This window comes from Paenibacillus sp. FSL R10-2796 (assembly GCF_037965315.1).
GTDB classification, from domain to species: Bacteria; Bacillota; Bacilli; order Paenibacillales; family Paenibacillaceae; genus Paenibacillus_AQ; species Paenibacillus_AQ odorifer.
This window is the reverse complement of the sequence record NZ_CP150178.1, coordinates 6,744,238-6,768,176: the sequence shown is the minus strand read 5'-3', so window position 1 is coordinate 6,768,176 and position 23,939 is coordinate 6,744,238. Positions and strand designations below refer to the sequence as shown.

At 45.2% G+C, this 23,939-nt stretch carries 19 protein-coding genes; 13 read left to right on the top strand and 6 right to left on the bottom strand.

The annotated features are described in order from the left end of the window. The first annotated feature begins 6 nt into the window (after positions 1-6). The 5 genes from ftsE (at position 7) to NST58_RS30260 (ending at position 5,940) form a co-directional block, all read left to right on the top strand. Positions 7-693, top strand: a complete 687-nt coding sequence (gene ftsE / locus NST58_RS30280; protein ID WP_036678556.1) for a cell division ATP-binding protein FtsE — start codon at positions 7-9, stop codon at positions 691-693. Beyond that, positions 683-1,597, top strand: a complete 915-nt coding sequence (ftsX, locus tag NST58_RS30275) for a permease-like cell division protein FtsX (RefSeq protein ID WP_076123828.1) — start codon at positions 683-685, stop codon at positions 1,595-1,597. Before ftsE ends, ftsX begins: the two co-directional genes overlap by 11 nt. Positions 1,598-1,625: 28 nt before the next feature. Further along, positions 1,626-2,924, top strand: coding sequence for a peptidoglycan DD-metalloendopeptidase family protein (locus NST58_RS30270; RefSeq protein ID WP_076123826.1), 1,299 nt, complete (start codon positions 1,626-1,628; stop codon positions 2,922-2,924). Between the two features lie 124 nt (positions 2,925-3,048). Further along, complete coding sequence (locus NST58_RS30265; protein WP_076123824.1) at positions 3,049-4,515, top strand: S41 family peptidase; 1,467 nt, start codon at positions 3,049-3,051, stop codon at positions 4,513-4,515. Positions 4,516-5,055: 540 nt separating this feature from the next. Next, entirely contained in the window at positions 5,056-5,940 is an 885-nt protein-coding gene (locus NST58_RS30260; protein ID WP_244886400.1) for a PDZ domain-containing protein, read from the top strand. A 354-nt stretch (positions 5,941-6,294) separates the two neighbouring features. On the opposite strand, the gene NST58_RS30255 is transcribed toward NST58_RS30260, so the two are convergent. Beyond that, positions 6,295-6,948, bottom strand: a complete 654-nt coding sequence (locus tag NST58_RS30255) for a response regulator transcription factor (RefSeq protein WP_076123821.1) — start codon at positions 6,946-6,948, stop codon at positions 6,295-6,297. Positions 6,949-6,965: 17 nt separating this feature from the next. Next, entirely contained in the window at positions 6,966-8,123 is a 1,158-nt protein-coding gene (locus NST58_RS30250; protein WP_076219747.1) for a sensor histidine kinase, read from the bottom strand. 164 nt (positions 8,124-8,287) lie between these two features. Between NST58_RS30250 and NST58_RS30245 the strand changes: the two genes are divergently transcribed. From NST58_RS30245 to NST58_RS30215, 7 genes are all read left to right on the top strand, one after another. Beyond that, positions 8,288-9,223, top strand: coding sequence for an ABC transporter ATP-binding protein (locus NST58_RS30245; protein WP_036678569.1), 936 nt, complete (start codon positions 8,288-8,290; stop codon positions 9,221-9,223). Between the two features lie 17 nt (positions 9,224-9,240). Next, positions 9,241-10,413 carry an ABC transporter permease gene (locus tag NST58_RS30240; RefSeq protein ID WP_081387166.1) on the top strand — a complete coding sequence of 391 codons (1,173 nt, stop codon included), beginning with the start codon at positions 9,241-9,243 and terminating at the stop codon, positions 10,411-10,413. Beyond that, entirely contained in the window at positions 10,406-11,566 is a 1,161-nt protein-coding gene (locus NST58_RS30235; protein WP_339245224.1) for an ABC transporter permease, read from the top strand. Before NST58_RS30240 ends, NST58_RS30235 begins: the two co-directional genes overlap by 8 nt. Before the next feature lie 122 nt (positions 11,567-11,688). Beyond that, positions 11,689-12,012: an L-rhamnose mutarotase gene (locus NST58_RS30230; RefSeq protein ID WP_038573529.1), complete on the top strand. Its 324-nt coding sequence runs from the start codon at positions 11,689-11,691 to the stop codon at positions 12,010-12,012. A gap of 223 nt (positions 12,013-12,235) precedes the next feature. Beyond that, positions 12,236-13,390 carry a cation:proton antiporter gene (locus NST58_RS30225; RefSeq protein ID WP_076123814.1) on the top strand — a complete coding sequence of 385 codons (1,155 nt, stop codon included), beginning with the start codon at positions 12,236-12,238 and terminating at the stop codon, positions 13,388-13,390. A 277-nt stretch (positions 13,391-13,667) separates the two neighbouring features. After that, positions 13,668-16,676: an efflux RND transporter permease subunit gene (locus NST58_RS30220; protein WP_339245220.1), complete on the top strand. Its 3,009-nt coding sequence runs from the start codon at positions 13,668-13,670 to the stop codon at positions 16,674-16,676. A 675-nt stretch (positions 16,677-17,351) separates the two neighbouring features. Beyond that, complete coding sequence (locus NST58_RS30215; RefSeq protein WP_076220158.1) at positions 17,352-18,143, top strand: helix-turn-helix transcriptional regulator; 792 nt, start codon at positions 17,352-17,354, stop codon at positions 18,141-18,143. Positions 18,144-18,329: 186 nt separating this feature from the next. Here the strand turns inward: NST58_RS30215 and NST58_RS30210 are convergent, their stop codons facing one another. Together NST58_RS30210 and NST58_RS30205 are read right to left on the bottom strand one after the other, a co-directional pair. Next, a complete protein-coding gene (locus NST58_RS30210; protein ID WP_076276889.1) occupies positions 18,330-19,517 on the bottom strand; it encodes a copper amine oxidase N-terminal domain-containing protein in 1,188 nt (395 codons plus the stop codon). A gap of 44 nt (positions 19,518-19,561) precedes the next feature. Continuing rightward, complete coding sequence (locus NST58_RS30205) at positions 19,562-19,915, bottom strand: hypothetical protein (RefSeq protein WP_339245216.1); 354 nt, start codon at positions 19,913-19,915, stop codon at positions 19,562-19,564. Between the two features lie 750 nt (positions 19,916-20,665). Between NST58_RS30205 and NST58_RS30200 the strand changes: the two genes are divergently transcribed. Beyond that, complete coding sequence (locus NST58_RS30200) at positions 20,666-20,881, top strand: helix-turn-helix transcriptional regulator (RefSeq protein WP_076220896.1); 216 nt, start codon at positions 20,666-20,668, stop codon at positions 20,879-20,881. 225 nt (positions 20,882-21,106) lie between these two features. On the opposite strand, the gene gcvPB is transcribed toward NST58_RS30200, so the two are convergent. Beyond that, positions 21,107-22,567, bottom strand: coding sequence for an aminomethyl-transferring glycine dehydrogenase subunit GcvPB (gene gcvPB / locus NST58_RS30195; RefSeq protein ID WP_076276886.1), 1,461 nt, complete (start codon positions 22,565-22,567; stop codon positions 21,107-21,109). Then, positions 22,564-23,916, bottom strand: coding sequence for an aminomethyl-transferring glycine dehydrogenase subunit GcvPA (gene gcvPA, locus NST58_RS30190; protein WP_076276885.1), 1,353 nt, complete (start codon positions 23,914-23,916; stop codon positions 22,564-22,566). Before gcvPA ends, gcvPB begins: the two co-directional genes overlap by 4 nt. Positions 23,917-23,939: the final 23 nt, after the last annotated feature.

Here is a 23,939-nt window from a genome sequence, read left to right as displayed (position 1 = left end):
GAGAAAATGATTGAGATGCAAGATGTATGGAAAACGTACCCTAACGGAACTCACGCACTGCAAGGAGTTTCAGTGAAAATCGACCGCAATGAATTCGTGTACGTTGTCGGCCCTTCCGGCGCGGGTAAATCTACTTTTATGAAATTGATTTATAGAGAAGAAGTGCCTACCAAAGGACAGATTTCGGTGGGAGGTTTCAATATAGGAAAGCTAAAACCACGCAAAATCCCTTATGTCCGCCGTAATATCGGCGTTGTATTTCAAGATTTTCGGCTTTTGCCCAGAATGACGGCATACGAGAATGTAGCTTTTGCTATGGAAGTTATTGAAGCGCCGAAAAAAGTCATCAAGAAACGTGTGAATGAGGTTCTTGATTTGGTTGGGCTGAGAAGTAAAGCGAATCGTGAGCCCTCACAGCTTTCTGGTGGTGAGCAGCAACGGATCGCTATTGCACGGGCTATCGTCAACAATCCTTCTGTTATTATTGCGGACGAGCCTACGGGTAACTTAGACCCTGAGACTTCATGGGGCATTATGCAGCTGCTTGACGAGATTAATTTTCGTGGAACAACGATTGTAATGGCTACCCATAACAGAGATATTGTGAACAAAATGCGCAAACGGGTGCTTGCGATTGAGAATGGAAACATTGTCAGAGACCAAGCGAGAGGGGAATATGGTTATGAGTTTTAAAACCTTCTTGCGACATGTGCGGGAAGGCTTCAAAAGCGTATTCCGTAATGGCTGGATGTCGATCGCCTCAATCACTTCGATTGTTGTTTCTCTTTTTGTTCTAGGTGTATTTATTCTTCTTGTTCTTAACGTAAATTCTGTAGCTGATGAGGCAGACAGTCAGGTACAGATCAAAGTGCATCTAGCTTTGAATACAGATCAGAAGATGCGTGAGACCCTGCAGACTGAAATTGGCAATATGCCGGAGATCAGCAAGATTACGTTCATCTCCAAGGAACAGGGACTTAAAGATCTCCGCGCAGATATGGGCGAGGAGGCAGCAGAGCTTCTGGAAGGGTTCGATGAAGACAATAACCCGCTTCCAGATACCCTTCAGGTAGAGGTTATTGAACCTACTACCGTTGCTTTTGTGGCTGAGAAGATTCAAGCCCTTAACAAGACACATACCGAGCAGCCTATCTACAAAGTGAAATATGGCAAAGGCTCGATAGAAACATTGTTTAAAATTACGCGTGCCGTACGCAACATTGGCTTTATTTTTGTAGCGGGGCTGGCACTTATGTCTATGTTCCTCATCTCCAATACTATTCGGGTAACGATTCTTGCCCGGCGCAAAGAGATTGGGATTATGAAGCTGGTAGGTGCGACAAATTATTTTATTCGTTGGCCTTTCTTTATAGAAGGGGCATTAATTGGACTCATTGGATCATTGATTACTTCGGGTGTTTTATATGCCGGTTACAAGGGTTTGGAATCTTCGATACAGGGAGATCCAATGCTCGGATTGCAGCTGATCCCTTTCAGTGATATTTGGCTGCTGCTCGTAGGTCTGTTAGTTGGACTAGGTGTGTTGATCGGCGTCTGGGGAAGTACGGTTTCTATTCGTAAGTTTTTGAAAGTTTAATTTAAGAGTGAAGGATGGGGAGTGCGAGTTGAAGAAGATTGCCGCCGGACTAGCCGTAATGTTACTAGCTGTCACTATATTCCAACCCTCTGATGGATATGCCAAAAAAACAAGTGTTGCCGAAATCGATAAGCAATTAAAGCAGCTGCAACAAGAGGTGCAGGAAGCTAAGGCGCAGCAAGAGAAAGCGGAGTCCCAAACGCAGGAAGCGCAGCACTATAAGAATAAGACAAATATCAATTTACAATATGTATTGCAGCAAGTGGATCAAGTTAAAGGCAAAATGACCGAAATCTCTAACAAAATTTCCGACACAGAAGAATCTCTTAATGTTACAGCAACGGAATTGGATGAAGCAGAGGCACGAGTGGCCTCAAGAGAAGAACTCTTAGGATCCCGTGTCCGGTTGATGTACACCGATGGAGCGGTATCTTACCTAGATGTTTTGCTCTCATCGACAAGCTTCTCTGATTTTCTGGGCCGCACCGATTCGCTTAAGATGATTGTGGATCAGGATCAGGAGCTGTTAGTCCAACACAAGCTGGACAAGCAGACAGTTGTAGAGAAAAAGCAGGAGCTTGAGGGGCAATATGCTCAAGCCAAGCAGTTATACACCTCCTTGGAAAATCAGAGAAGCCTGCTGAAAGAGAAGGAAGCGGAGAAGCAGGAGCTTATCGCATTTTATGATAAGCAGATTCAAGAAAGCGATGATCTAAGTGAAGAGCAGAATGAGAAGCTGGTTAAGCTGGCAAGCGAACGTTCTGCTTTGGAAACCCAAAAGGATAAGATTAAAGCTGAGGAAGCAGCGCGCAAGGCAGCAGCCGCCAAAGCAGAAGCGGCACGCCGGGCAGCAGCAGCTGCCAAGAAAGCCGCAGCCAGCAAGGCAAGCAGCAGTTCAAGCTCCAGCTCCTCAACCGCGTATGCTGGTGGAGATGGACCCTTCCTGCTCCCTGTAGGCTCGGCAAGAATATCTTCCTCATACGGACCACGGACACATCCTATTACGGGGGAGAAGGGGAAAGTACACACCGGGGTAGACTTTGCAGTTCCACAAGGAACCAATATTCATGCGGCTGATTCGGGAACGGTAATCGTAGCTGAATGGTATAGCGGCTATGGATATTGTGTAATTATTGATCATGGCGGCGGAGTTTGGACCCTCTACGGACATATCCGTAAAGGTGGTATCAAGGTTAGTCCTGGGGATAGAGTCAATCGTGGGGATGTGATTGCTGAATCCGGTTCTACAGGTAATTCGACGGGCCCCCATCTCCATTTTGAAGTTCGGATCGACGGCAAGACAGTAAATCCGATGCCTTATCTCTAATTTTTAAGAACTTATAACTCATATTATTTGAGCGTACGGCATATACTGGAAGAGATACCGTACCTTTCAGGACGGACTTATGGAGTTGTTTGCGAGATGGACAAGAAGGGACGGTGGGAACATCATGTTAAAAAAAAGCACAGCGGCGTTTATGATTATCGCCGCCCTGCTATGCGGTAGTCTGGTGACCTTGGGCGTGACGGGTTATAGTCATGTTATCGGACAAGCTGCAGGAGAAGGACTGGCCTCGGCATTGCAGGTTACTGGCCTTCAGCAGAAGGAATCCCAGAAGCTTGGAACGGCTCTCAGTCTGATTGAGAGCAATTACTACGAGACAGTAGATCGGGAGAAGCTGATAGACGGTGCTGTCAACGGTATGATGGAAGCGCTGGGCGATCCTTATTCCAACTATATGGGCAAAGAAACAGCTGAGAAATTCGAAGAAAGCATTGAGGGTTCCTTTTCAGGTATCGGTGCGGAGGTCTCTTCGGATAATGGCAAGGTAGTCGTGGTCTCTCCGATCAAGGGCTCACCTGCTGAGAAAGCTGGGATTCAGGCCAAAGATGTTATTCTGTCCGTTAACGGTGAATCGCTGGAAGGCATGGAGCTGAATGCAGCTGTTGCCAAGATTCGCGGTCCTAAGGGCAGTGAGGCCACTTTGAAAATACAACGTTCCGGCTCTGTAGAGCCACTCGAATTTGTTCTTACCCGGGATGATGTGAAGCTCGAAACAGTCTACGCTACTATGGAAAAAGACAATGTGGGTGTAATCGAGGTTACGCAGTTCTCCCTGAATACCGCAGAACGATTCAAGGAAGAGCTGGAGAAGCTGGAGAAGCAAGGCATGAAGGGACTTGTTATTGACGTCCGTAATGATCCAGGTGGTGTTCTTCCGATTGTTATTGAAATGGCAGAGCAATTCGTTCCAGCTGGAAAATCTATAGTGCAAATAGAATATAAAGACAAAAAACGCGAAGTTAGTACCTCAAAAGGATCGAGTAAAGCTTATCCAGTGGTCGTGCTGATGAATAAAGGTAGCGCAAGTGCTTCGGAAATATTGGCGGGTGCTTTGCAGCAGTCGGCAGGAGCTAAACTAATCGGTGACAATTCTTTCGGTAAAGGTACCGTGCAGACGAGCTTTGATAAACAGCTTGGAGACGGCAGCTTGCTGAAAGTTACCATTGCCAAATGGCTTACGCCAGACGGCACATGGATCCACGGTAAGGGCATTAAACCGGATATCGCGGTAGCGCAGCCGGATTACTTCTCGGTGGCTCCGATTAACAAGAGCGTGGCGCTGCAATATAATATGAACAACGCTGATGTGAAGAGTGCACAGACGATGCTGGACGGTTTGGGTTATAAGCCTGGACGTAAAGATGGCTATTTCGATGCTGGCACTAAGGACGCAGTGAAGAAGTTCCAAAGTACAGCAAAGCTCCAAGTCACAGGCATAATTGACGCCAAGACAGCCGAGGCGCTGGAAGCGGCGCTGATCAAGGTCATTCAAGACCCTGTTCACGACAACCAACGGAATAAAGGGATTGCTGAGATTCAGAAGGAAATTAAGGCGGCAGCGTCGAAAAAGTAAGAAGGCTGAATTCAGCCTTCTTTTTTTCTTTTAGATAAGAAAATGCCAACCGACGTAGAGGAATTAGAATATATACAAATCAGTCATCGGACGAAAAGGAGTGTGACGAACAGTTTGAATGTGATTCAGGAACTGTTAGGAAGCTTGGGCACTGCGTTCTTACACTTATTGATCCAGCCGTATTACTACATTGCTATTATATTTATTGCGTTATATTACCGTAGGCAGGTGGCATTAGAACGAAAGCTGATACATGTGAAATTACATAGCTGGGGTCAGGAAACGTGGCGGACGGTATGGAGTGGTCTAGTCATGGGTTTGGTCGTCTCTATAGCAGCCGTTCTGCTAGGAATATCATTATCAGGTACCGCTGTAGCCTGCATTTGGGTAGTTAGTCTCGTGTTGTCGCTACTGCGTGTACGGTATTTGTGCTTCGCGTATTCTATAGGGTTGTTAGGTATCATACAATTTGTAATTTCTTTCTTTCCAGATACTTTAGATAGTGGAACGGTAGGGAATATTACCACCGCCATACGGGAGATGGATATTCCTGCTTTGCTAGTGTTAGCTGCGCTGCTGCACATGGCGGAGGCACTGCTGGCCCGCAGACAAGGGGCCAAGCTTGCAACGCCGCTCTTCCTGAAGGGAAAGCGCGGCATGGTCGTCGGCGGCTATCAGCTGCAGGCCTTCTGGCCGCTGCCGCTGTTCCTGCTGCTCCCATCGGGAGCAGGAACGGATTTGCCATGGCACTCGCTGCTCGGCGGCAGCCTTGGCATCGTCTCTTTGCCCGTCATCATCGGCTTCAGCGAGATGACGCAGGGCATGCTGCCCGGGCGCAAGGCGGCCCGCACTGCAGGACGGCTGCTGATCTACAGCATCGTCCTGCTCGGCTTAAGCCTGCTTGCCGCTTGGTGGAGCCCGCTGACTCTGGTCGCGGCGCTCGCAGCCATTGTGCTGCACGAAGGGTTAAGCTGGTACAGCGCTCTGGAAGAGCGCAGCATCAGCCCCATCTTCGTGCATCCACCGCGCGGCCGCAAAGTGCTGGCCGTGCTGCCGGGCAGTCCCGGCCAGGAGCTGGGCATCCTGCCCGGCGAGATCTTACTGAAGGTCAACGGGGTCCTGTTGACCGATGCGGCGCAGCTACATGAGGCGCTGCGCATGAATCCAGCGTTCTGCAAGCTGGAGGTGCTGAACCGTGAAGGGGAGAGCAAATACCTTCAAAGCCCGATCTATGATGGGGATCACCATCAGCTCGGCATTATTTTGGTGCCGGAGACAGATGGGATGATTACCGCTGAGGCGAAGCCTTCCAGCATCTACAGCATCATCGGGATGAAGACAGGCATACGCAGCCGGAATCTTCCGGACGGCCAACTTAAACGAAAAAAAACCACTGAAGCCAAGCAGGAATCAGCGGAAGGATAACTAGAAGATGCCCCATAAGCCATGAAATGGTGAATGGGGTATCTTTGTTTTTGATTAGATGGTAATTTCGCGTGCGAGAAGTTGCTATCGGACCCAGTTGCCCCTAATCGCAGCATTTTCGCTTTTTTAGAATGGTAACGGACCCAAAAGGCGCTATTGGCATCAAAAACACCCCAAATGAGCCTCTTTCTGAGGAATAACGTCGCTGGGGTCCGAAACTCTGCTCAAACGCCGATAAAATTGTAAATAGCGTCGCTGGAGTCCGAACCCGCGTCCAAGGAGCAGCGCGTCACTGGAGTCCGTAAGAAAAACTAACTTTGGCAGTGGACTATTCATATGCAATATGTTACTAGTTCAACCTTGCCTATTCTTCAAATAAAAAATTGCAATTTGCGTACGATCGCGGAGCTCTAATTTGCTTAATATATCCGTTATGTAATTTTTGACGGTACCCTCGCTTAAAAAAAGTTGTCCGGCGATTTCTTTGTTGCTATGCCCCTCAGCGATAGAAGCCACTACAGCCAGCTCTGTTTTGGTCAATCCGAAGGATTCCAGTGGCTGTACCTGTGGCAATTCTTGCCGTGCCGTAGGTTGCAGAAAGGTTGCCAGCTTGCGGGCGATATCAGGGTGGATAAGCATGTTCCCTTCAAAAACCGTTTTAATGCCCTGGATGATCCGGTCTGGCGGTATGTTTTTGAGCAAATATCCACTAGCTCCGTTACGCAGTGCCTCAATGATATATTCATCATCGTCGAAGGTGGTCAGCATCAATATTGCAATTTGCGGAAAAGCCTGCTTAATCTTCTCCGTTCCTTCAACGCCACCGCAGCCGGGCATGCGGATATCCATCAGAGCCACATCGGCCATTAATCCTTCTTGAAGTAATTCCAAGGCTTCGTTACCTTCACAAGCTGCTCCAACAACTTCAATATCTGGGTCCATCCCTAGCAATACTTGCAGACTTTGGCGAATAAAGGGGTCGTCATCAACAATTAACACTTTAATCATTAGCATGGCTCCTTTCGTTATACAATCTCATCTTGCTTATAAATGGGCAGCCGCGTAATGACTGTAAAATATGGCTTCTGCCTTAGTTCGAGTGTTCCACCGATTAAATGCGTTCGCTCGTACATTCCTTTCATTCCGTCCCCACCACGGCCCAATAATTTGCTGAGTTTCTCTCCTTCGGGTAGAGAGCCATTGTTGCTAACCTCCATAGTGATTCCTGCTTGCACATAGTCAATTTTGATCCGGATGGACGTTGCTTTTCCATGCCGCAAGGCATTAGTTATAGCCTCACGGGCGTTTTTGTACAGGATTACTTGAATACTAGGATAGAGTGGATAAGGTATGCCTTGTACTTGGTATGAGGTCTCGATCCCCGTCTCACGCCCAATCTCTTCGAGCAGCCGGTCTAACGCATAAGCTCCCTCAAGCTTCGGGGTGTAGTTGATACGTTTAACTGCGGACCGCATATCGTCCATGCTAGCCGACAGCTGGTCACGAATCAATTCCATCATTTGCATTCCGCTCTCGGGAGAGGTGGGCAAGGTCTGGAGGGCGGCCTCCATCATCATTTTAATCCGGATTAACCGGTGGCCGATATCGTCATGGAGCTGGCGTGAGATTCGGACGCGCTCTTTGGACTGGGCAGACTCTTCTACTTGCGCGCTGAACTCCAGCAGGCGGTTGCGAGCTTCATCGAGTTCGAAATGCTTTTTGCGCAACTCATCATATAGAAGAAGAGTGTCTTCGCGCCGCTGGCCAGCTTTCAATAATAGCTTATTTAGGTAGGCAGTGAGCAGAAATGAAAGGTTAATGTAAGTCACTACGAGCGATGGAGAATTCTGGAGTGCGACGTTCAAAGCTATCAGATGTACACCTGTGAACACGTAAGGCACCGCTTTAGGCTGGAGTCTGGAATAATAAAGCAGTGCTGATATAGCGGGGAAAATCATCATGCTGCCATATTGATAACATAACCAGGCCGTGAACAAGATTTCAATGATACTAATCAAAGCATGAAAGGATCGAGGGAGCTTTGGCACCATGACCACAAGGAATAGAAGCATCAGGATATGCAGCGTGAAGATTCCATAATCGTTATATTGATAGACATAAATGGTAATAAACGCAGGGATTAAGATGAGTCCGTAACGCAATAAGTTTAGCTCTCTGGGCACGCCTTAGTCATCCTTTATGTTTTTTAATAATCTTAGCATATTATCCCACTACTTCAGGAGATGACTTTAGTCACCTTCAAAAAATGACCTTTCGTACATCCGCAAAAATTCAACCTAGAATAAAATTGAAAATATAGAAGCACACACGACAGGGGAGATAAGAGATGGCAATCGCGGTGTTGACCGATGTGGTGAAACGGTATGAGAACAAATTAACGGTAGATCATGTGAATGTTACGATTCAAGCAGGAGAGATCTTTGGCCTGCTAGGCCCGAACGGGGCAGGTAAAAGTACAACTATAAGTATGATTTGCGGCCTGCTAAAGATTGATAGTGGAGACATTGTTATTGATGGGTTATCAGTCTCTTCGTACGCACTGGAGGTTAAGAAAAAGATCGGTTTGGTTCCGCAGGATTTGGCTTTGTACAATACAATGACAGCAGCTGAAAATGTAACTTTTTTCGGAAGATTGTATGGCTTGCGGGGGAAATTGCTGAAAGAGCGGGTGGCGGAAGCTCTTGCTTTCACAGGACTTAGTGACCGGGCCAAAGAAAAACCAGCCACCTTCTCCGGAGGGATGAAAAGACGTTTGAATATCGCTTGTGCCATCATGCATCATCCAAAGCTGATTATTATGGATGAGCCGACCGTAGGGATTGATCCGCAGTCTCGTAATCATATCCTTGAGTCGGTCAAAGAGCTGAATCGGCTTGGCTCAACCGTCATCTACACTAGTCATTATATGGAAGAGGTTGCAGCCATTTGTGATCGGGTAGCGATTATGGATAAGGGACATATCATTGCTTGTGGCACGGAAAAGGAGCTGCGGGAACGGGTTTCTCAAGAAGAAAAAATAGTGGTCAAAGCAACGAACATCACCCCGGAGCTAATCAATGAGCTTAGTCTACACCCGCGGATCACGAGAGTGGAAAGTAAAGAGGGAACGGTAGAAATGTATCTCCCCTCCTCACAGGATGAGCTGCAGGATATCTTATTTATTTTTGCTAAACATGAAGGCGTTATTGGTTCTTTAAATATTGAGGAGCCGGATCTGGAGACTTTATTCCTTAGTTTGACAGGACGGACATTGCGCGATTAAAGGAGGGAGAGAACGCTTTGAGAAATATTTGGACAATTATGATTTATGAGCTTCGCAGGCTGTTTATTTCACGCTCAATCATCATTAATATGTTTCTGTTACCGCTGCTTTTGATCTTTCTGCTGGGTGCTTCCCTCTCCAGTGTAATCGGTGATAAGGCAGCGTCTAAGATTGACCCTGTACGTGTTGGTGTAGTTAATCTTTCTGGAGAAGGGTATGAAAGCTCGGCGATGATAGACAGCTTTTTAAAGACGCCGGAGCTTAAGGATATCATTATTCCGGTCAAAGTAGGGAGCCGAGAGACAGCGGAAAGTGGCCTGCGCGCCGGGAAATATGCTTATGCGGTTATTGTTCCCCTAGGCTTCGATAAGAAAGTACAAAGCGGCGAAACTGCAAAGCTAGAGTTTGTTCTGGGCAAAGATCGGACAGATAACATGGTTGCGGGGACGGTATTCGATAACTTTTTGAACAATATTAACTATAAGCAATCCGTAGCTATGACGTTGGGTCCAGAAGCTTTGACCGCTACTGCACCAAGTTTGGGAGAGCAGCCATCTGTTAAGGTTGGGGCGCTCAGTGAAGGTGGCCGATCCTATACAGCCTCCCAATTCTATGCGGTATCCATGATGCTGATGTTTCTGCTATATAGCGGTTTGACCGTCAGCAGCTCTCTTTTTAATGAAAAAGAAAATCACACCCTCTTCCGAATAACCTCAATGCCGGTAAAAGGTTCTGAGCTCTTTATTGGTAAAATGCTAGGCGTAGGGGTTGTAAGTGTAGTGCAGTGCGCAGCGATTATTATCCTGACTCATTTGTTGTTTGGCGTAAATTGGGGCAATCGTCCGGGCTTGCTGCTGCTCTTCTGTCTCTTAATGATCATAGCTTCCATGACGTTATCGATTGTTATTTCAATGTTTAGCAAAACTAAAGCAAGTGCAGGAAGTATTGTTAATGTTATCACTGTGGTCATGACCTTCATTAGTGGAGGGATGGCTCCACTTCCGGAATCATGGGTGAACTCGGTCGGGGCATTTACCCTGAATCACTGGGTGCTACAAGCTGTTCTAAAAATGATGCTGCATGCAGAGGTCTCAGAGATTTTGCCGAATCTGCTGGTCTTGTCGATCATCTGTCTGGTTCTATTCAGTGCAGCGGTTATCTCGTACCGGAAGGTAGGTTACCATGGATAAGATCTTAACGATTGCTTGGAATATGGTGAAAAGAACGATTGGTTCTCGGAATGGGCTGCTTTCGTATATTCTTCTGCCATGTCTTGTCGTGGCCGGGGTAGTAGCAATTAGTGGAAGTATGGGTGAGAGACCGGCTACTATTTTATATTCGAATATGGACGATGGTGCAGCGGGCAAACATTTGCTTACCGAGCTGGAGAATACCGGTGATTATAAGCTTGTAGAGAAGACAGATGAGGCTAATTTGAGGGAGAGTATTATCGATCAGAACGGAGAAGCCGGTGTTTTGATACCGCAAAACTTCACCTCCGCACTGCTTGCTGGAGAAGAGCCACAAATTAGTGTGTATGAGCTTAAGGCTACTGAAACATCCATTATGGTAAAAATGAAAATCAGTGTAATTGCTGATGAAATGCGAAACACTGCTGGACTAATTGGAGCAGCTCGGACTGAGGCTACGGACTCGGACTCACAGTTTGCTGCCGTAATGCAAAGAGCTGAGCAACATAGTGTAGGCAGTATAAGAACAGATTATGATTTATATCCAAAAGAGGGCTTAAGCATCGTCACAGGATTTACTTTGATGTTCTTAATGGGGCTGGTTACAAGTTCAGTGTCGCTTATTATGGATGATCGAAGAGAACGAACGATGAAACGTATGTTCAGTGCCCCGGTTCGTTCGTATGAGATTGCCCTCGGTAATTTTCTGGGAAGCTTCATTGTTGGGTTAATTCAAATTGTTGTAGTACTTGCTTTGGGCCGTTATGTACTGCAGTTTGACTTTGGATTACCGCTCTACTTGTATTTTTTGGTTCTTGCAGCATTTATGCTCGTTTCCATGGGCTTAGCCAGTACGGTAGCAGGTCTGATTCGCAATCCCAATAATACTGGCATGCTTAATTCGCTGATCCTGACCCCGACCTGTATGCTTGGAGGCTGTTTCTGGCCGTTATCCATTATGCCGGATTATATGCAGAAGGCAGCTAATTTTGTACCGCAAAAATGGGCGATCCAAGCGATCGATATCGCTGCTACAGGTGGAGGCTGGAATGAATTATGGCTGCCTTTTGCCATCTTGGGTCTTATGGCCGCGGTGCTGCTGGCGATTGGTTCTGCTATTTTACGTCCGAGTGAAGCCGGAATTAACGCTTAAAAAATTTACAGATCATATAGATATGCATAGCTTGGACTACTCTATTCAGGTACAATAATAGGTATCAAATGTCCCTAGTTCTTAATATGTGTAAAAGAGGGGATTTCTAGGAGGATGAGCAGATGAGCAGCAATAAATTGGCTTGGACATGGCGGGTGAAGGAAGAATGTTTAGAGGAGTATGTAGCTATGCATTTAAATCCTTGGCCAGAAATTTTGGAGGAGCACAGTAAGGCTGGTATTTCTAACTATTCCATCTTTCAGAATGGCAATCAATTTTTTTACTGTTATGAGTGTGAGGATAGTAAGGCGGCTTTTGATTACATTGCCAAAAGTGATGCTTGCAACCGCTGGAATGCGATTACCTCTAAGATGGTTGAAGGGTCATTTGATTTCAATGATGAGGTGCCTATGCAGCCCTTACGGGAAGTGTTCTATCTGAAATAAGCAATTCAATTCTAGAACAAATCAAATGTGCATAATTTATATTATCGGCGCATCTGGTTTACAGTTATTTTAAATATAGGTATAATATAATTTATAAAGTTAAATTGAATAATTATTTGTTTTTTGGAGGAGCCTGTCAACAAGGGCTCCTCTTTGTCTTTTTTTGGCTTGGAGAAGCTCCTGGTTGGCAGTTCTTATATACAACAAGGGAGTGGATTGAAAGATGGAGTTTGTTTTATATCTTATGCTGATCATATTGTTCACCAAAGTAGCTGGTGATCTATCTGTGCGGCTTGGGCAACCAGCTGTGCTAGGTAAGCTTATTGTGGGAATCATACTGGGGCCTGCGGTACTGGGCTGGGTTCAGGATGGAGAGTTTATTCATTATATCTCTGAGATCGGTGTTCTACTGTTAATGTTCATAGCGGGGCTTGAGACGGATCTGGATCAATTGCGCAAGAACTGGAAATCAGCTTTTGCAGTAGCCGTCGGTGGAATTATATTACCCTTTTTGGGTGGGTTCGCCTTAGGAGAAATGTTTGGTTTTGCTTATCATAATGCTTTGTTTATGGGCGTTATTCTTAGTGCAACATCGGTCAGCATATCGGTGCAGGTGTTAAAAGATATGAATAAGCTGAACACACGTGAAGGCTCTACAATTCTGGGGGCTGCCGTAGTAGATGATATTCTAGTTGTTATTTTGCTCGCTGTTCTGATGAGCTTTTTTGGTACAGGTACAGACGTTTCTATTGGTCTTTTAATTGGGAAAAAGGTGTTGTTCTTTGCCGTAGCGATTATTGCCGGCTGGTTCATTGTTCCTCGGGTCATGAAATGGATGGCTCCGTTGAAGGTGACAGAGGCGATTATTTCAGCAGCGTTAATGATTTGTTTCGCATTCGCCTATTTTGCTGAAATCATGGGGATGGCAGGAATCATTGGTGCCTTTGCGGCTGGGATTGCTATCTCGCAAACTTCCTTTAAGCACACGGTAGAATCCAAGCTCGAGCCGATTGCTTATTCGATTTTTGTGCCGGTCTTTTTTGTAAGTATCGGACTTAGTGTTTCCTTTGAAGGGGTAGGCAGTCAAATCGGCTTCGTGATCTTGCTTACGGTTGTTGCCATTCTGACCAAGCTGTTTGGTGGCGGTCTGGGTGCGCGTCTTACAGGCTTTGATAACCACTCGTCAGCCATTATAGGGTCTGGGATGATTTCACGGGGGGAAGTTGCGTTGATCATTGCCGCCACAGGGCTGCAAAGCGGCTTGTTACAGCAACAGTATTTTACTTCGGTCATTATTGTTGTCATTGTAACTACACTTGTAACGCCGCCACTATTGAAATTTATGTTCCGTGATCCAGTACGTGCGGAAGGGAAATAAACCATAACAAAAGGGAGTCCTGTTGGCCATTTATATGGCTAACGGGGCTCTTTTTTTATGCTCACGTTCCAGTTGCCATCATCAAGAAAAAGGACGGGGATCTGTCTACAGAAGGGGAAAGTTCCCCGTCTTAAGACTGAGTACGAAACCAGCCGTAGGGCTGTTTTGAGTTCAGCCAAAAATGACTAAACTAAATCTCGGGATGGAAATTAATACATAATCAAACAGACATAAGGGGAGTGCCAGAAATCATGTGGAGCGGAAGGGGAAAAAGAAAATGAAATGGTTAACAAAATGGTCGTTCGGTAACAAGGCTGCGGTGGGGCTTTTAGTAGTCATGGCTCTTGTGGTGGGAGGGATGAGCTACACTTCGCTACCGATGGAATTTATGCCAGAGGCGGATAATCCTCAAGTGACTGTAACTGTACTGGGTCCTGGCCAGGATACACATGCTATGGAGACTAATGTAACGAAGCCGATAGAAGCTGGAGCAGCTTTTGTGAAAGGGAAGAAGGAAATACTGTCCACTTCCGGAGACGGATATGCGCAGGTAAATATTTTTTATGATTCGAAAACGAATATGAAGGATGCTGCGCAGGAGGTCCAGAAGGTCGTCGATTCATTGAAGTTCCCGGAAGGGGTAATGGCTCCTTTTGTACTTCAGTTGAATACCTCCATGATTCCTGTATCACAGGTTACTCTTGCTTTTGACGAAGGCCTGACTAAAGAGAATCTTAAGCTTGCGGAAGAAACTATCATTCCAGAGATGCAAAAAGCTGAAGGGGTAGCGAACGTTGCTTTATATGGTAAGGTAACTCCGCAGGTCAGCGTTAAGCTGGACCCGAAATTAATGGCTGAGAAGGGAGTCACGACTCCACAAGTATTAGGTTTACTTCAAGGACGTAATGTATCGGCATCCCTTGGGGAGCAAACGATTGGTGGTCAGACCGGCAATGTTAACGTAGTTTCTACGATAGATAGTATGGATACTTTGAAAAAGCTTCCTGTATCTGCGGGCGTTAAGCTACAGGATATCGCTGCTGTCGAATTGAAGCAGGATCAGGAAAGTGTCAGCCGTTCGAACGGGAAAGACGTTCTATTCGCCATAGTGACCAAAGAGGCTAATGCGAATGCAGTCAGTGTCGGAGATAACATTCAGGCTGCCGTAAATCATATTAATACAACCATTCCTAATGCAGAAGCAGCAGTGGTATTCAGTACATCGGATATGGTAGTTAGCTCGGTGAACAGTATGATGCGTGAGGTATTGCTAGGTGCATTATTTGCGACGATTGTGATTCTGTTGTTCCTGCGTAACCTGCGGGCTACTCTGATTACGGCAGTATCCATCCCACTTTCGTTAGCAGTCACCTTATATCTGCTGAATATTTCCGGCATAAGCTTGAATATCATTACACTCGGGGGAGTCGCGGTTGCGGTAGGCCGTTTGGTCGATGATAGTATCGTGGTGATTGAGAACATTTACCGTAGGCTGCAAAAAGAACCCTTTTCCCGTGAAATGATTATTAGTGCAACTGGGGAAGTGGCTAGAGCGATTACCTCATCAACCATTGCTACCGTAGCAGTATTTCTGCCGATGGGTCTCTTGCGTGGTAGTTTGCAAGCTTTCTTACTGCCGTTTGCTTTAACAGTGACCTATTCATTGCTTACTTCACTCGTAGTAGCTTTGACGGTTGTTCCTCTTTTAAGCTCATGGCTGCTGAGAAGAACATCAATGAAAGAACACGAACCTTCTAAATGGTTTATCCGCTTTCTGGACTGGAATCTTCGCCGTAAATGGGTTAGCTTATCGTTGGGTCTCCTGCTTCTGATTGGCTCCATTGCTGCTTATGTGACTATGCCCAAAGGGGCGCTCGATGCTTCGGATGCCAGCTATGTTTCTGTTCAGATGAATTATCCCAAAGATGTTCCTGTCAAAGATATTTTGGAAAAGGGAAAGCAGTTAGAACAAGATTTGATGAAGCAGCCACAAGCAGAAACGGTAATCATGCAATCAGGGAATAGTGCGGACGCCGCTAAGTGGGGGAGTGTTACCTCTGAAACCTTAGTGGACTATACCGTTGTTATGAAAAAAGGTGCAGATGCTCAGGCTTTTATTGATCATGTTCGTGAGGTAAAAGATTCATACACTGGAGCAACACTTGTTGCTAACCAAATGAGTATGATGGGATCCAGCTCTACCAGTGAATATATTGATATTGTCGGAGATAATCTTGCGGATATTACTACTGTAGCAACAGAAGTCACCGCTAAGCTGAAGTCCGTAGAGGGAATTCAAAAAGTCAGCAGCAATATGGAGGACACGAAACCTGTATTTTCCTTTAAGGTAGATCCGGCGCAAAGTAATGCGCAAGAGATTTCAATGCAGCTGTCAGCGATGCTTAATCCGATTCCAATGGGGCAAATTGAGCTTGATGGTGACGCAGCAGGTGTAGTGTTAGATCCTATGGTTCAGCCGCAAACGGAGCAGGATTTAAAAGCGCTGACGCTCATGACGGCTGAGGGGCCGAAGCCACTGTCTCAGCTCGCAACTTACGAGGTTCGGAATGAACCGGCAATGTTGTTCCATAAAGATGGGAAGCCGTATGTACGAATTACAGCAGAGGTTGATCCGAAAAAGGTGTCTGAGATCGGTGCGAATATTAAAAAAGAAACCGATAGTCTTACACTTCCGAAAGGCGTGACCTTATTTGCAGGCGGAGCGTCAGTTGATCAGTCAGAGGATTTCAACGACTTGGGCATGACGGCATTGATCTCCATCGGGTTGGTCTATCTGATTATGGTACTCACCTTTAAAACCCTTCGGGCTCCACTGGCGATTATGTTCTCCTTACCGCTCGCAGCGATTGGTGCGATTGTTGGACTTATCGTGTCCGGTGTAACGCCTGACTTCACAGCTCTGTTCGGGGCGTTGATGTTAATAGGTATTGTTGTTACGAATGCCATTGTGCTCATTGACCGGATTAAGCAAAATGAAGCCAATATGAGTATCCACGAGGCTATTCTAGAAGCTGCCGGAACACGGATGCGTCCGATTCTCATGACGGCGATTGCCACCATCTGCGCCATGACACCGCTGCTGTTCGGCCATGCCGAGATGGGCAGCATCGTCTCGCAAAGCTTGGCGATTGTAGTCATTGGCGGTTTAACCGCAGCAACACTGCTTACGCTGATTGTAGTGCCGGCGATTTACGAGTTGTTCTACTTCCGTAAATCGGCAAAAGAGCGTAAAGGAGCAGAAAAGACTAATGCTCCGGCGCTTTAAATAAGCAAACGGCAAGCCTCCGGGTTAATGGGGCTTGCCGTTTTTTTTGTTTTGTTACAAATTCTTATAATTATGGAGTTAACTTGTCTACACTAATAGCCAAAACTTTGTTTAGGAAAGGCTGAAAGGCGCTTTGCCAGATTGCAATATCACCCCCCTGAAATAAATATTTATTTTTTAATTTTAAATATTGCTATTTTCACAACAATGTACAGAGCATTTAACATAATTATTAAGAAAGATATTATTGGAAATATTCTATTTACCGCAGAAAATGCCAATATAAATAATGAAAACAAAAGTAAAAATGGAATAGACTTTGTATACTTTCTACTGAAAATCCCTACTAAACTCTTGATGGAATTCATTCCTTTCAGGGTAGCAGATATAAGTATCTCCATTGTTTTATTTTCCCTCTGATCGACGTACATCCTAATTTTTATAGAAAAATTGGATTTTGTCTATGTCCTAGGTAGGATATAGACAAGTGTTAATTATTATGCTCTGTTCTTTTTTGCGAAACTTCAAGGATACAGGACAGTGAAATGTTCTTGTTAATAATCATTTTAAATCTTGCTAATCTCTCACAATCCTAACGACTTATGTCATTGTTTTCCTTTGTATGGAGTGCTATGCTCTGTTTTAAAAATACCATTAGTTAGGAGATTTTACTGTTTGGATATTCTTGAATGCGAACGTGCCTGGTTTACGGTAGATGATGTAGATAAAAAATCCAATAATTCTGTGTGTGAATTTTGCCAACCCTGGAGTAACATCAAAACAGAAAAATCCTTTTCTATTGAAGAGCTGGTTCCCTACGAGATATTGGTTGAAGTATTGCATTCAGAATTGGCGGAAGTAACAGAATTTCTCTTATTGCCCTTTGTCTTTTTCTTAACAGATCGAGCCGGTAATATTATTAATATTGTTAGTCCATTCGAAATGTTTCAGGAGAAAATAGATCATTTTGGAATTAGGAATGGAACTAACCTCTCGAAGCAATTCTCTGGAGTGAATGCAGTTTCTTTAGCGATGGAGGTCAAGTCAATTGCAGTAGTGCGTGGAAAAGAGCATAGTAATCCAATGTTTAAAGAGTGGAATTGTGTATGCGCTCCTATAATGATAAATGGTTTTATATGTGGATACATCGACATCTCATTTGAAGCCGAGAGACAACTGGGTTTTTCGATCCTCTTTATTAAGCAATTATCCGAAAAGATTGTTTTGAAGTTGAAGGAAAAAAGCCCAAAGCTAATTGAACACAGATTTCAGGAAAAGTGTGATTCGTATCGATTATCGCCTAGAGAAAGGGAGGTAGCCTATCATTGGTCGCTAAGAAAGGGTGCGTTGCAAATTTCCAATGACCTTAATGTGAAAGAGGGGACTGTGCGGAATATCGTTAAGAGTATTTATAGTAAGCTGAATATCAGCGAGAGATGGGAATTGATTGAGATACTTATGTTATAAATTTGGATAAATGAAGTTCTAAACATTTATTTGTACATAGGATTTTTAAAGTTATATGTCACGTAAAGATTGGCGATTGTGGGGGGGAGCGGGTAAGACTGAAGATCCGGCGCTTTAAATAAGCAAACGGCAAGCCTCCGGGGTTATGGGGCTTGCCGTTTTTTGTTTTGTTACAGATCCTTATAATTATGGAGTCAGCTTGTCTACACTAATCGGATAGGTCTGATCCAGCATCCATTTGCCTGATTTGGATTTCTTCAGCGTTGTGACAGAGGTGGAGCGGTTATCCTGAAAGTCAGGACCCTTAAGCTTGATGCTCGTCTGAACCATATATACGGCTGCGGTATCCTGGGTATAATGAATGATTTTGGCAGATTCCAGAGTGAACTTTAGATCATAGGCTGTGAAAATTTGGCTGAAGAGCTGTTTGGTTTGTTCGAGAGCAGGGGACTCAGGATCAATAGTAGATAGCACACCTTGAATATTCTCTGCATTGGTATAGTCCAAGTTGCTCTTAAGCACAGCTAATATATCCGTTTCATCCGCCTTCGTCACAGCTGGCTTAGCGTTCAGCAGTTTATCTGGGAGGATATATTGTACGCCTTTAATCTGCAGGTTGTTGATTTTCCAGTCTTCAGTGCTGGCGGTACGCGTTAAGCTATAAATATATTCAGAGGTATTGTCTAAGGTGAATGGACCGCTGAGGTGTGTAGTCGTTTCAACGGTGTGAATCGTAGCCTCTGTGGGTTGAAGGCTGATAACCTCTAATTGATCAAGTGAAGTGGTCAGATCGTATTGTTCCATTTGGCTCTTAATTTGTGGCCCGATGACCACAAGAGGAGACTTGCTATCGATTAGGCTCATGAACCCTTCATAATTCTCATTGTTGGTATAGGTTACGTATTTTTCAAAAAAAGCATTGATTTCCTGCGGATTTACCTGATTAGTCTTGCCTGTAATGGTTACTGTCTTCGAGTGTGCATTCCAGGAGACTTCATTACCTGTAGCCTCCCCAACGAAGCGCAGCGGAATGTAAGTGGAATTATTGATGAGCTTAGGGGCAACAGAAAGTTGGGTTATAACACCATTGATGCTGGCCTGCTTACTACCTAGTTGCAGTGTAATCGTAAGCCCTTCCTTAGTACCCGTTATGGTACCTGTGGTTTGATTCCAATCGATTGAAAGTCCTAGTTTTTCAAAAACCGGACGAAAAGGAACGACAATTGTACCATTATCATTGAAGGGAGACTGTCCCTTCAGTGCGAGCTGTTGCTGATTGATCTGAATGGAGATTGGCTTCTCTGCGGCATGGACAGGCCAGGCGATAGCGGTAGAAAGAAGAGTTGCTGCGATTAGGCTAGATATGGTTTTCATCTTGTGATATCTCCTTTGGGTTATGAATGATAAATTAATGGTTATTAGAGGATAACTCCACTAAGAGCCAAAGTAACTTTTGCTTGGAATAAACCGTACTTTACTTTTTGCTTATCGAATTGCTGATTTAAGTTTAGTAAATCCAGCTTGTTCTGATCTGCCTGAGCCGCTGAGATTAACCTGTTTTTTAGGAGAGTATCATTATCCTGGGAGACGCGTACGAGTTCCAATCGCTGCTCTTTTAGTTCTGAGTATTCAAAATCAATTTCATTGGCTTCCGGCTTATAACTAGCCAGTTTTTCTTCGAGTTGTTGTATTATATTTTTGTGTGCAATCTGGCTAGACCATAGGACTGAATAATAAGTGATGAGTTCAGCATCGGTTGGAGATGGTCGCAAGACAGGATGCTCCGCAATCTTTGATGTCGTATTGTTTGACGCAATGATATTTTGTGAATGCCATAAAATCGCCTGTAAAGCATTTATTAAATGATCAAAAATTTTATTTTTTCAATGAATATAATAATTCCCCGATGTTCTTACCTGTATTAAAGATAATTAAAGAACAACTACCAACAAATATAATAAGTATAAGTAATCCAACGATAGGATTCTTATCAACGTAACTGCTCAAGTTACTGAATAAGAATTTGATATTGTTCATTCATTCCCACTCCTCATTATAAGTTGTCAAGACGGCAGATTACCGACGCACTAATTGATGCTTATTTGATCCAACATTTTCAGAATTCATTTTCGCCTGGTAGACAGCCATGTTTTCGAAGTGAAGTTTTTTATTCTTTTCAATTATCAGGTTATCAAGCATGTTCATATTCATGATCTCCTAACTGTTCAACTTATCAAGCACTTACAAATACAACAATAGTGCTGTGATAAAAAAAGTTATATATCCCCTGTTAGATATTTACTTTTATCGATTATTGTGCTTTGTGTAAAAATGAAAGCTTGTAACATACTTAGTGGTCTTGAAATATAGTGATGGAGAGTTAGAACCGCACTATCATAATGCAATGGTACAACTGGTACATAGTGAGGTGAGCAGAATCGCAGAATTCATCACGATTTGCGATCCCTTTTATACAACAAATAACGGACAATATTAGCAGAAGATGGTTGGAGAGTTCTGATTTGAGGAAGCAGGACCTAGAAGCCAGATTTCAAGAATACAGACTTACTGCAAGAGAGAGAGAGGTTGCTCACTTGTGGTTGTCAGAAAAAGGAGCTCTGCATATTTCGGGTGAACTGGGCATCAGTGAAGGAACGGTAAGAAATATTGTAAAGAATATTTATACGAAGCTACGTGTGAATGAAAGGAAGCAGTTTGTAAAAAAACTGGCGGACTAGACATCAAGCTTAACTTTTTCTGGTCTTACTTACATACTAGATATAGGCAGCGGCTGTCTCGAAGTCTTCATGACTTTGAAAGACAGCCGCATTTTTGGTTTGCTTGGAACTCTAACTTATCTGATTTGGCTTCTATTATTGCAAGAATAGTAGCCACCTAATGAAGGATTCGGTTACATCTTCGAGAGACTCCGAGAGAATTTTTCTTAGAGGAGGACATTATCCTTACCCGCAAGAACAATTCAAAACCGGCTTACGCGCAGCCTGTGTCTCATCCAAACGGCTAATCTCTGTAGTATGCGGTGCGTTGATTACGATTTCCGGTGTCTCCTGCGCTTCTTTCACAATCTGAATCATCGTATCGATGAAGCCGTCCAGTGTTTCTTTACTTTCGGTTTCCGTCGGCTCGATCATCATGCATTCCTCAACAGTCAAAGGGAAGTACACGGTTGGCGGGTGGTAGCCAAAGTCGAGCAATCGTTTAGCGACGTCTAAGGTGCGCACGCCATATTGCTTGAGGTTTTTGCCGGACATCACGAATTCATGCTTACATACACCCGGATATGGGATTTCGAAATACGGCGCCAGACGGTGCATCATATAGTTTGCATTCAGCACGGCATTTTCGGATACCTCACGCAGTCCGTCTGGACCATAGGTGCGGATATAGGCATAGGCACGAACCAGAATACCAAAGTTTCCGTAAAAAGCTTTCACACGTCCAATGGATTCAGGACCACCGAAGTGAAGTGAGAAGCTACTATCTTCATTCTTCACCACAGTAGGTTGTGGCAATAATGGAATGAGGATAGATTTTACGCCGACTGGTCCGGCTCCAGGGCCGCCACCACCATGTGGGGTGCTCATTGTCTTGTGCAAGTTCAGATGCACAACGTCAAAGCCCATGTCGCCAGGGCGGGTAATGCCCATAATGGCATTGGAGTTGGCTCCATCGTAATAGAGTAGGCCGCCTGCTTCATGCACGATCTCAGCAATCTCGACGATTTGGGTTTCGAACAAGCCGAGTGTGCTTGGGTTAGTTAGCATCAGCGCGGCTGTGTCGCTACCGACGGCTGCTTTCAATGCTTCAAGATCGACCATTCCTTTATCTGTGGAAGGGATCGTGATCGTTTCAAGTCCTGCTGCTGAGGCACTAGCAGGATTGGTTCCGTGCGAGGAATCCGGCACGATAACCTTAGTACGCGTCTCGCCGCGACTTTCATGGTAGGCGCGGATCATCATGAGGCCGGTCCATTCACCATGCGCACCTGCGGCAGGCTGTAAAGATACTGCATCCATGCCCGTCAGCGCGGACAGATCATTTTGCAGGGTATACATTAATTCCAGTGCGCCTTGAATACTTTCTTCCGGTTGGTAGGGATGAATTTTGGCGAAGCCGGAGAAGCGGGCAACATCTTCGTTAATCTTCGGATTGTATTTCATCGTGCATGAACCGAGTGGATAGAAGCCATTGTCTACACCAAAGTTGCGACGTGAAAGAGAAGTGTAGTGGCGAATGACATCCACTTCCGATACTTCTGGAAGTACGACGGGTTCGCTACGGAGTAAATCTGATGGAATCAGGGACTCCAAGGTTTCTTCCTGCGGCACATCGCATAGTGGCAAAGAATAGGCCGAACGGCCGGGACGGCTTAATTCAAAAATTAGACTTTGCTCCGGTTTCATAAACAGCCCTCCAGTGCGCTAGCGAATTGGTCGATTTCGGTTTTGCTTCTTTTTTCCGTTACGGCAACCAGCATATGTCCAGCAAGTTCAGGATAATCACGACCCAGATCATAACCGCCGAGATAACCGTCCTTCAGTAGCTTCGAATTAATAGCGCTCACGCTGCAGCCTTCAGGAAGCTTCACGACAAATTCGTTAAAGAATGGGGAGGAGAAGGCAAGTTCAGCACCTGTTAGTCCGCTAAGTTTATTAGCGGCGTAATGACTTTTGCGAATGTTCAGTTCGCCTACTTCCCGCATGCCTTCTTTGCCCATAACGGACAAATAGACGGATGCGCAGAGAGCCAGCAGCGCCTGATTGGAGCAGATATTCGATGTCGCTTTTTCACGACGAATATGCTGTTCACGCGCTTGAAGTGTAAGAACGAAGCCGCGTTTACCATTACGGTCTACCGTTTGGCCAACGATCCGGCCTGGCATGCGGCGCATCAGGTGATCAGCTACGGCAAAGAATCCGCAAGTTGGACCCCCGAGAGAAGCTGGAATACCGAGTGGCTGAGCATCACCGACTACGATGTCGGCTCCAAGTTTGCCCGGAGTTTCAAGTACACCAAGAGCTATTGGGTTGGCGCTGACTACAAGAAGACCTTTAACCGCGTGAATCAGCGGCTCAACCGAGCGAAGATCCTCAATGCTGCCGAAGAAGTTAGGCGATTGCACCAGTACTGCGGCAGTATCACCATCGATAGCTTCAGCAAGTTTAGCTTGATCGGTAACACCGTCTTTATAGTCAATCTCCACCACCTCCAGACCCCAAGCATTAGCCGAAGTACGTAGCACTTGGCGAGCCTCAGGATGAACGGTACGGGAGACGATTAATTTTTTGCGTTTGGTAGCACCAGCCGCGAGAACCGCTGCTTCGGATAAAGCTGTAGCGCCATCATACATACTGGCATTGGCAACTTTCATACCGGTTAGTTCGCAAATGTAGGATTGGAATTCGAAGATCGCTTGCAGCTCACCTTGGCTGATCTCCGGTTGATAAGGAGTGTAGGCAGTGTAGAATTCAGAACGGGAAATGACATGGTTGATGACCACAGGGATGTGATGATCGTATAATCCGGCGCCGAGGAAGCTGGCGTGAGAATCAAAGTCGGCATTTTGGTCAGCCAAACCTTTCATGTGGCGCAGCAGGGCGTATTCATCGAGTGGTTCAGACATCGGCATAGTGCCTTGGTAACGTACCGCTTCAGGAATATCGGAGAACAGCTCATCTATAGACTGAATCCCGACGGTCTCCATCATCTCTACGCGGTCCTGTTCTGTCATGGGCAGATAACGGTGCTTCATTAAGGTTTCACTCCTTGGCTTTT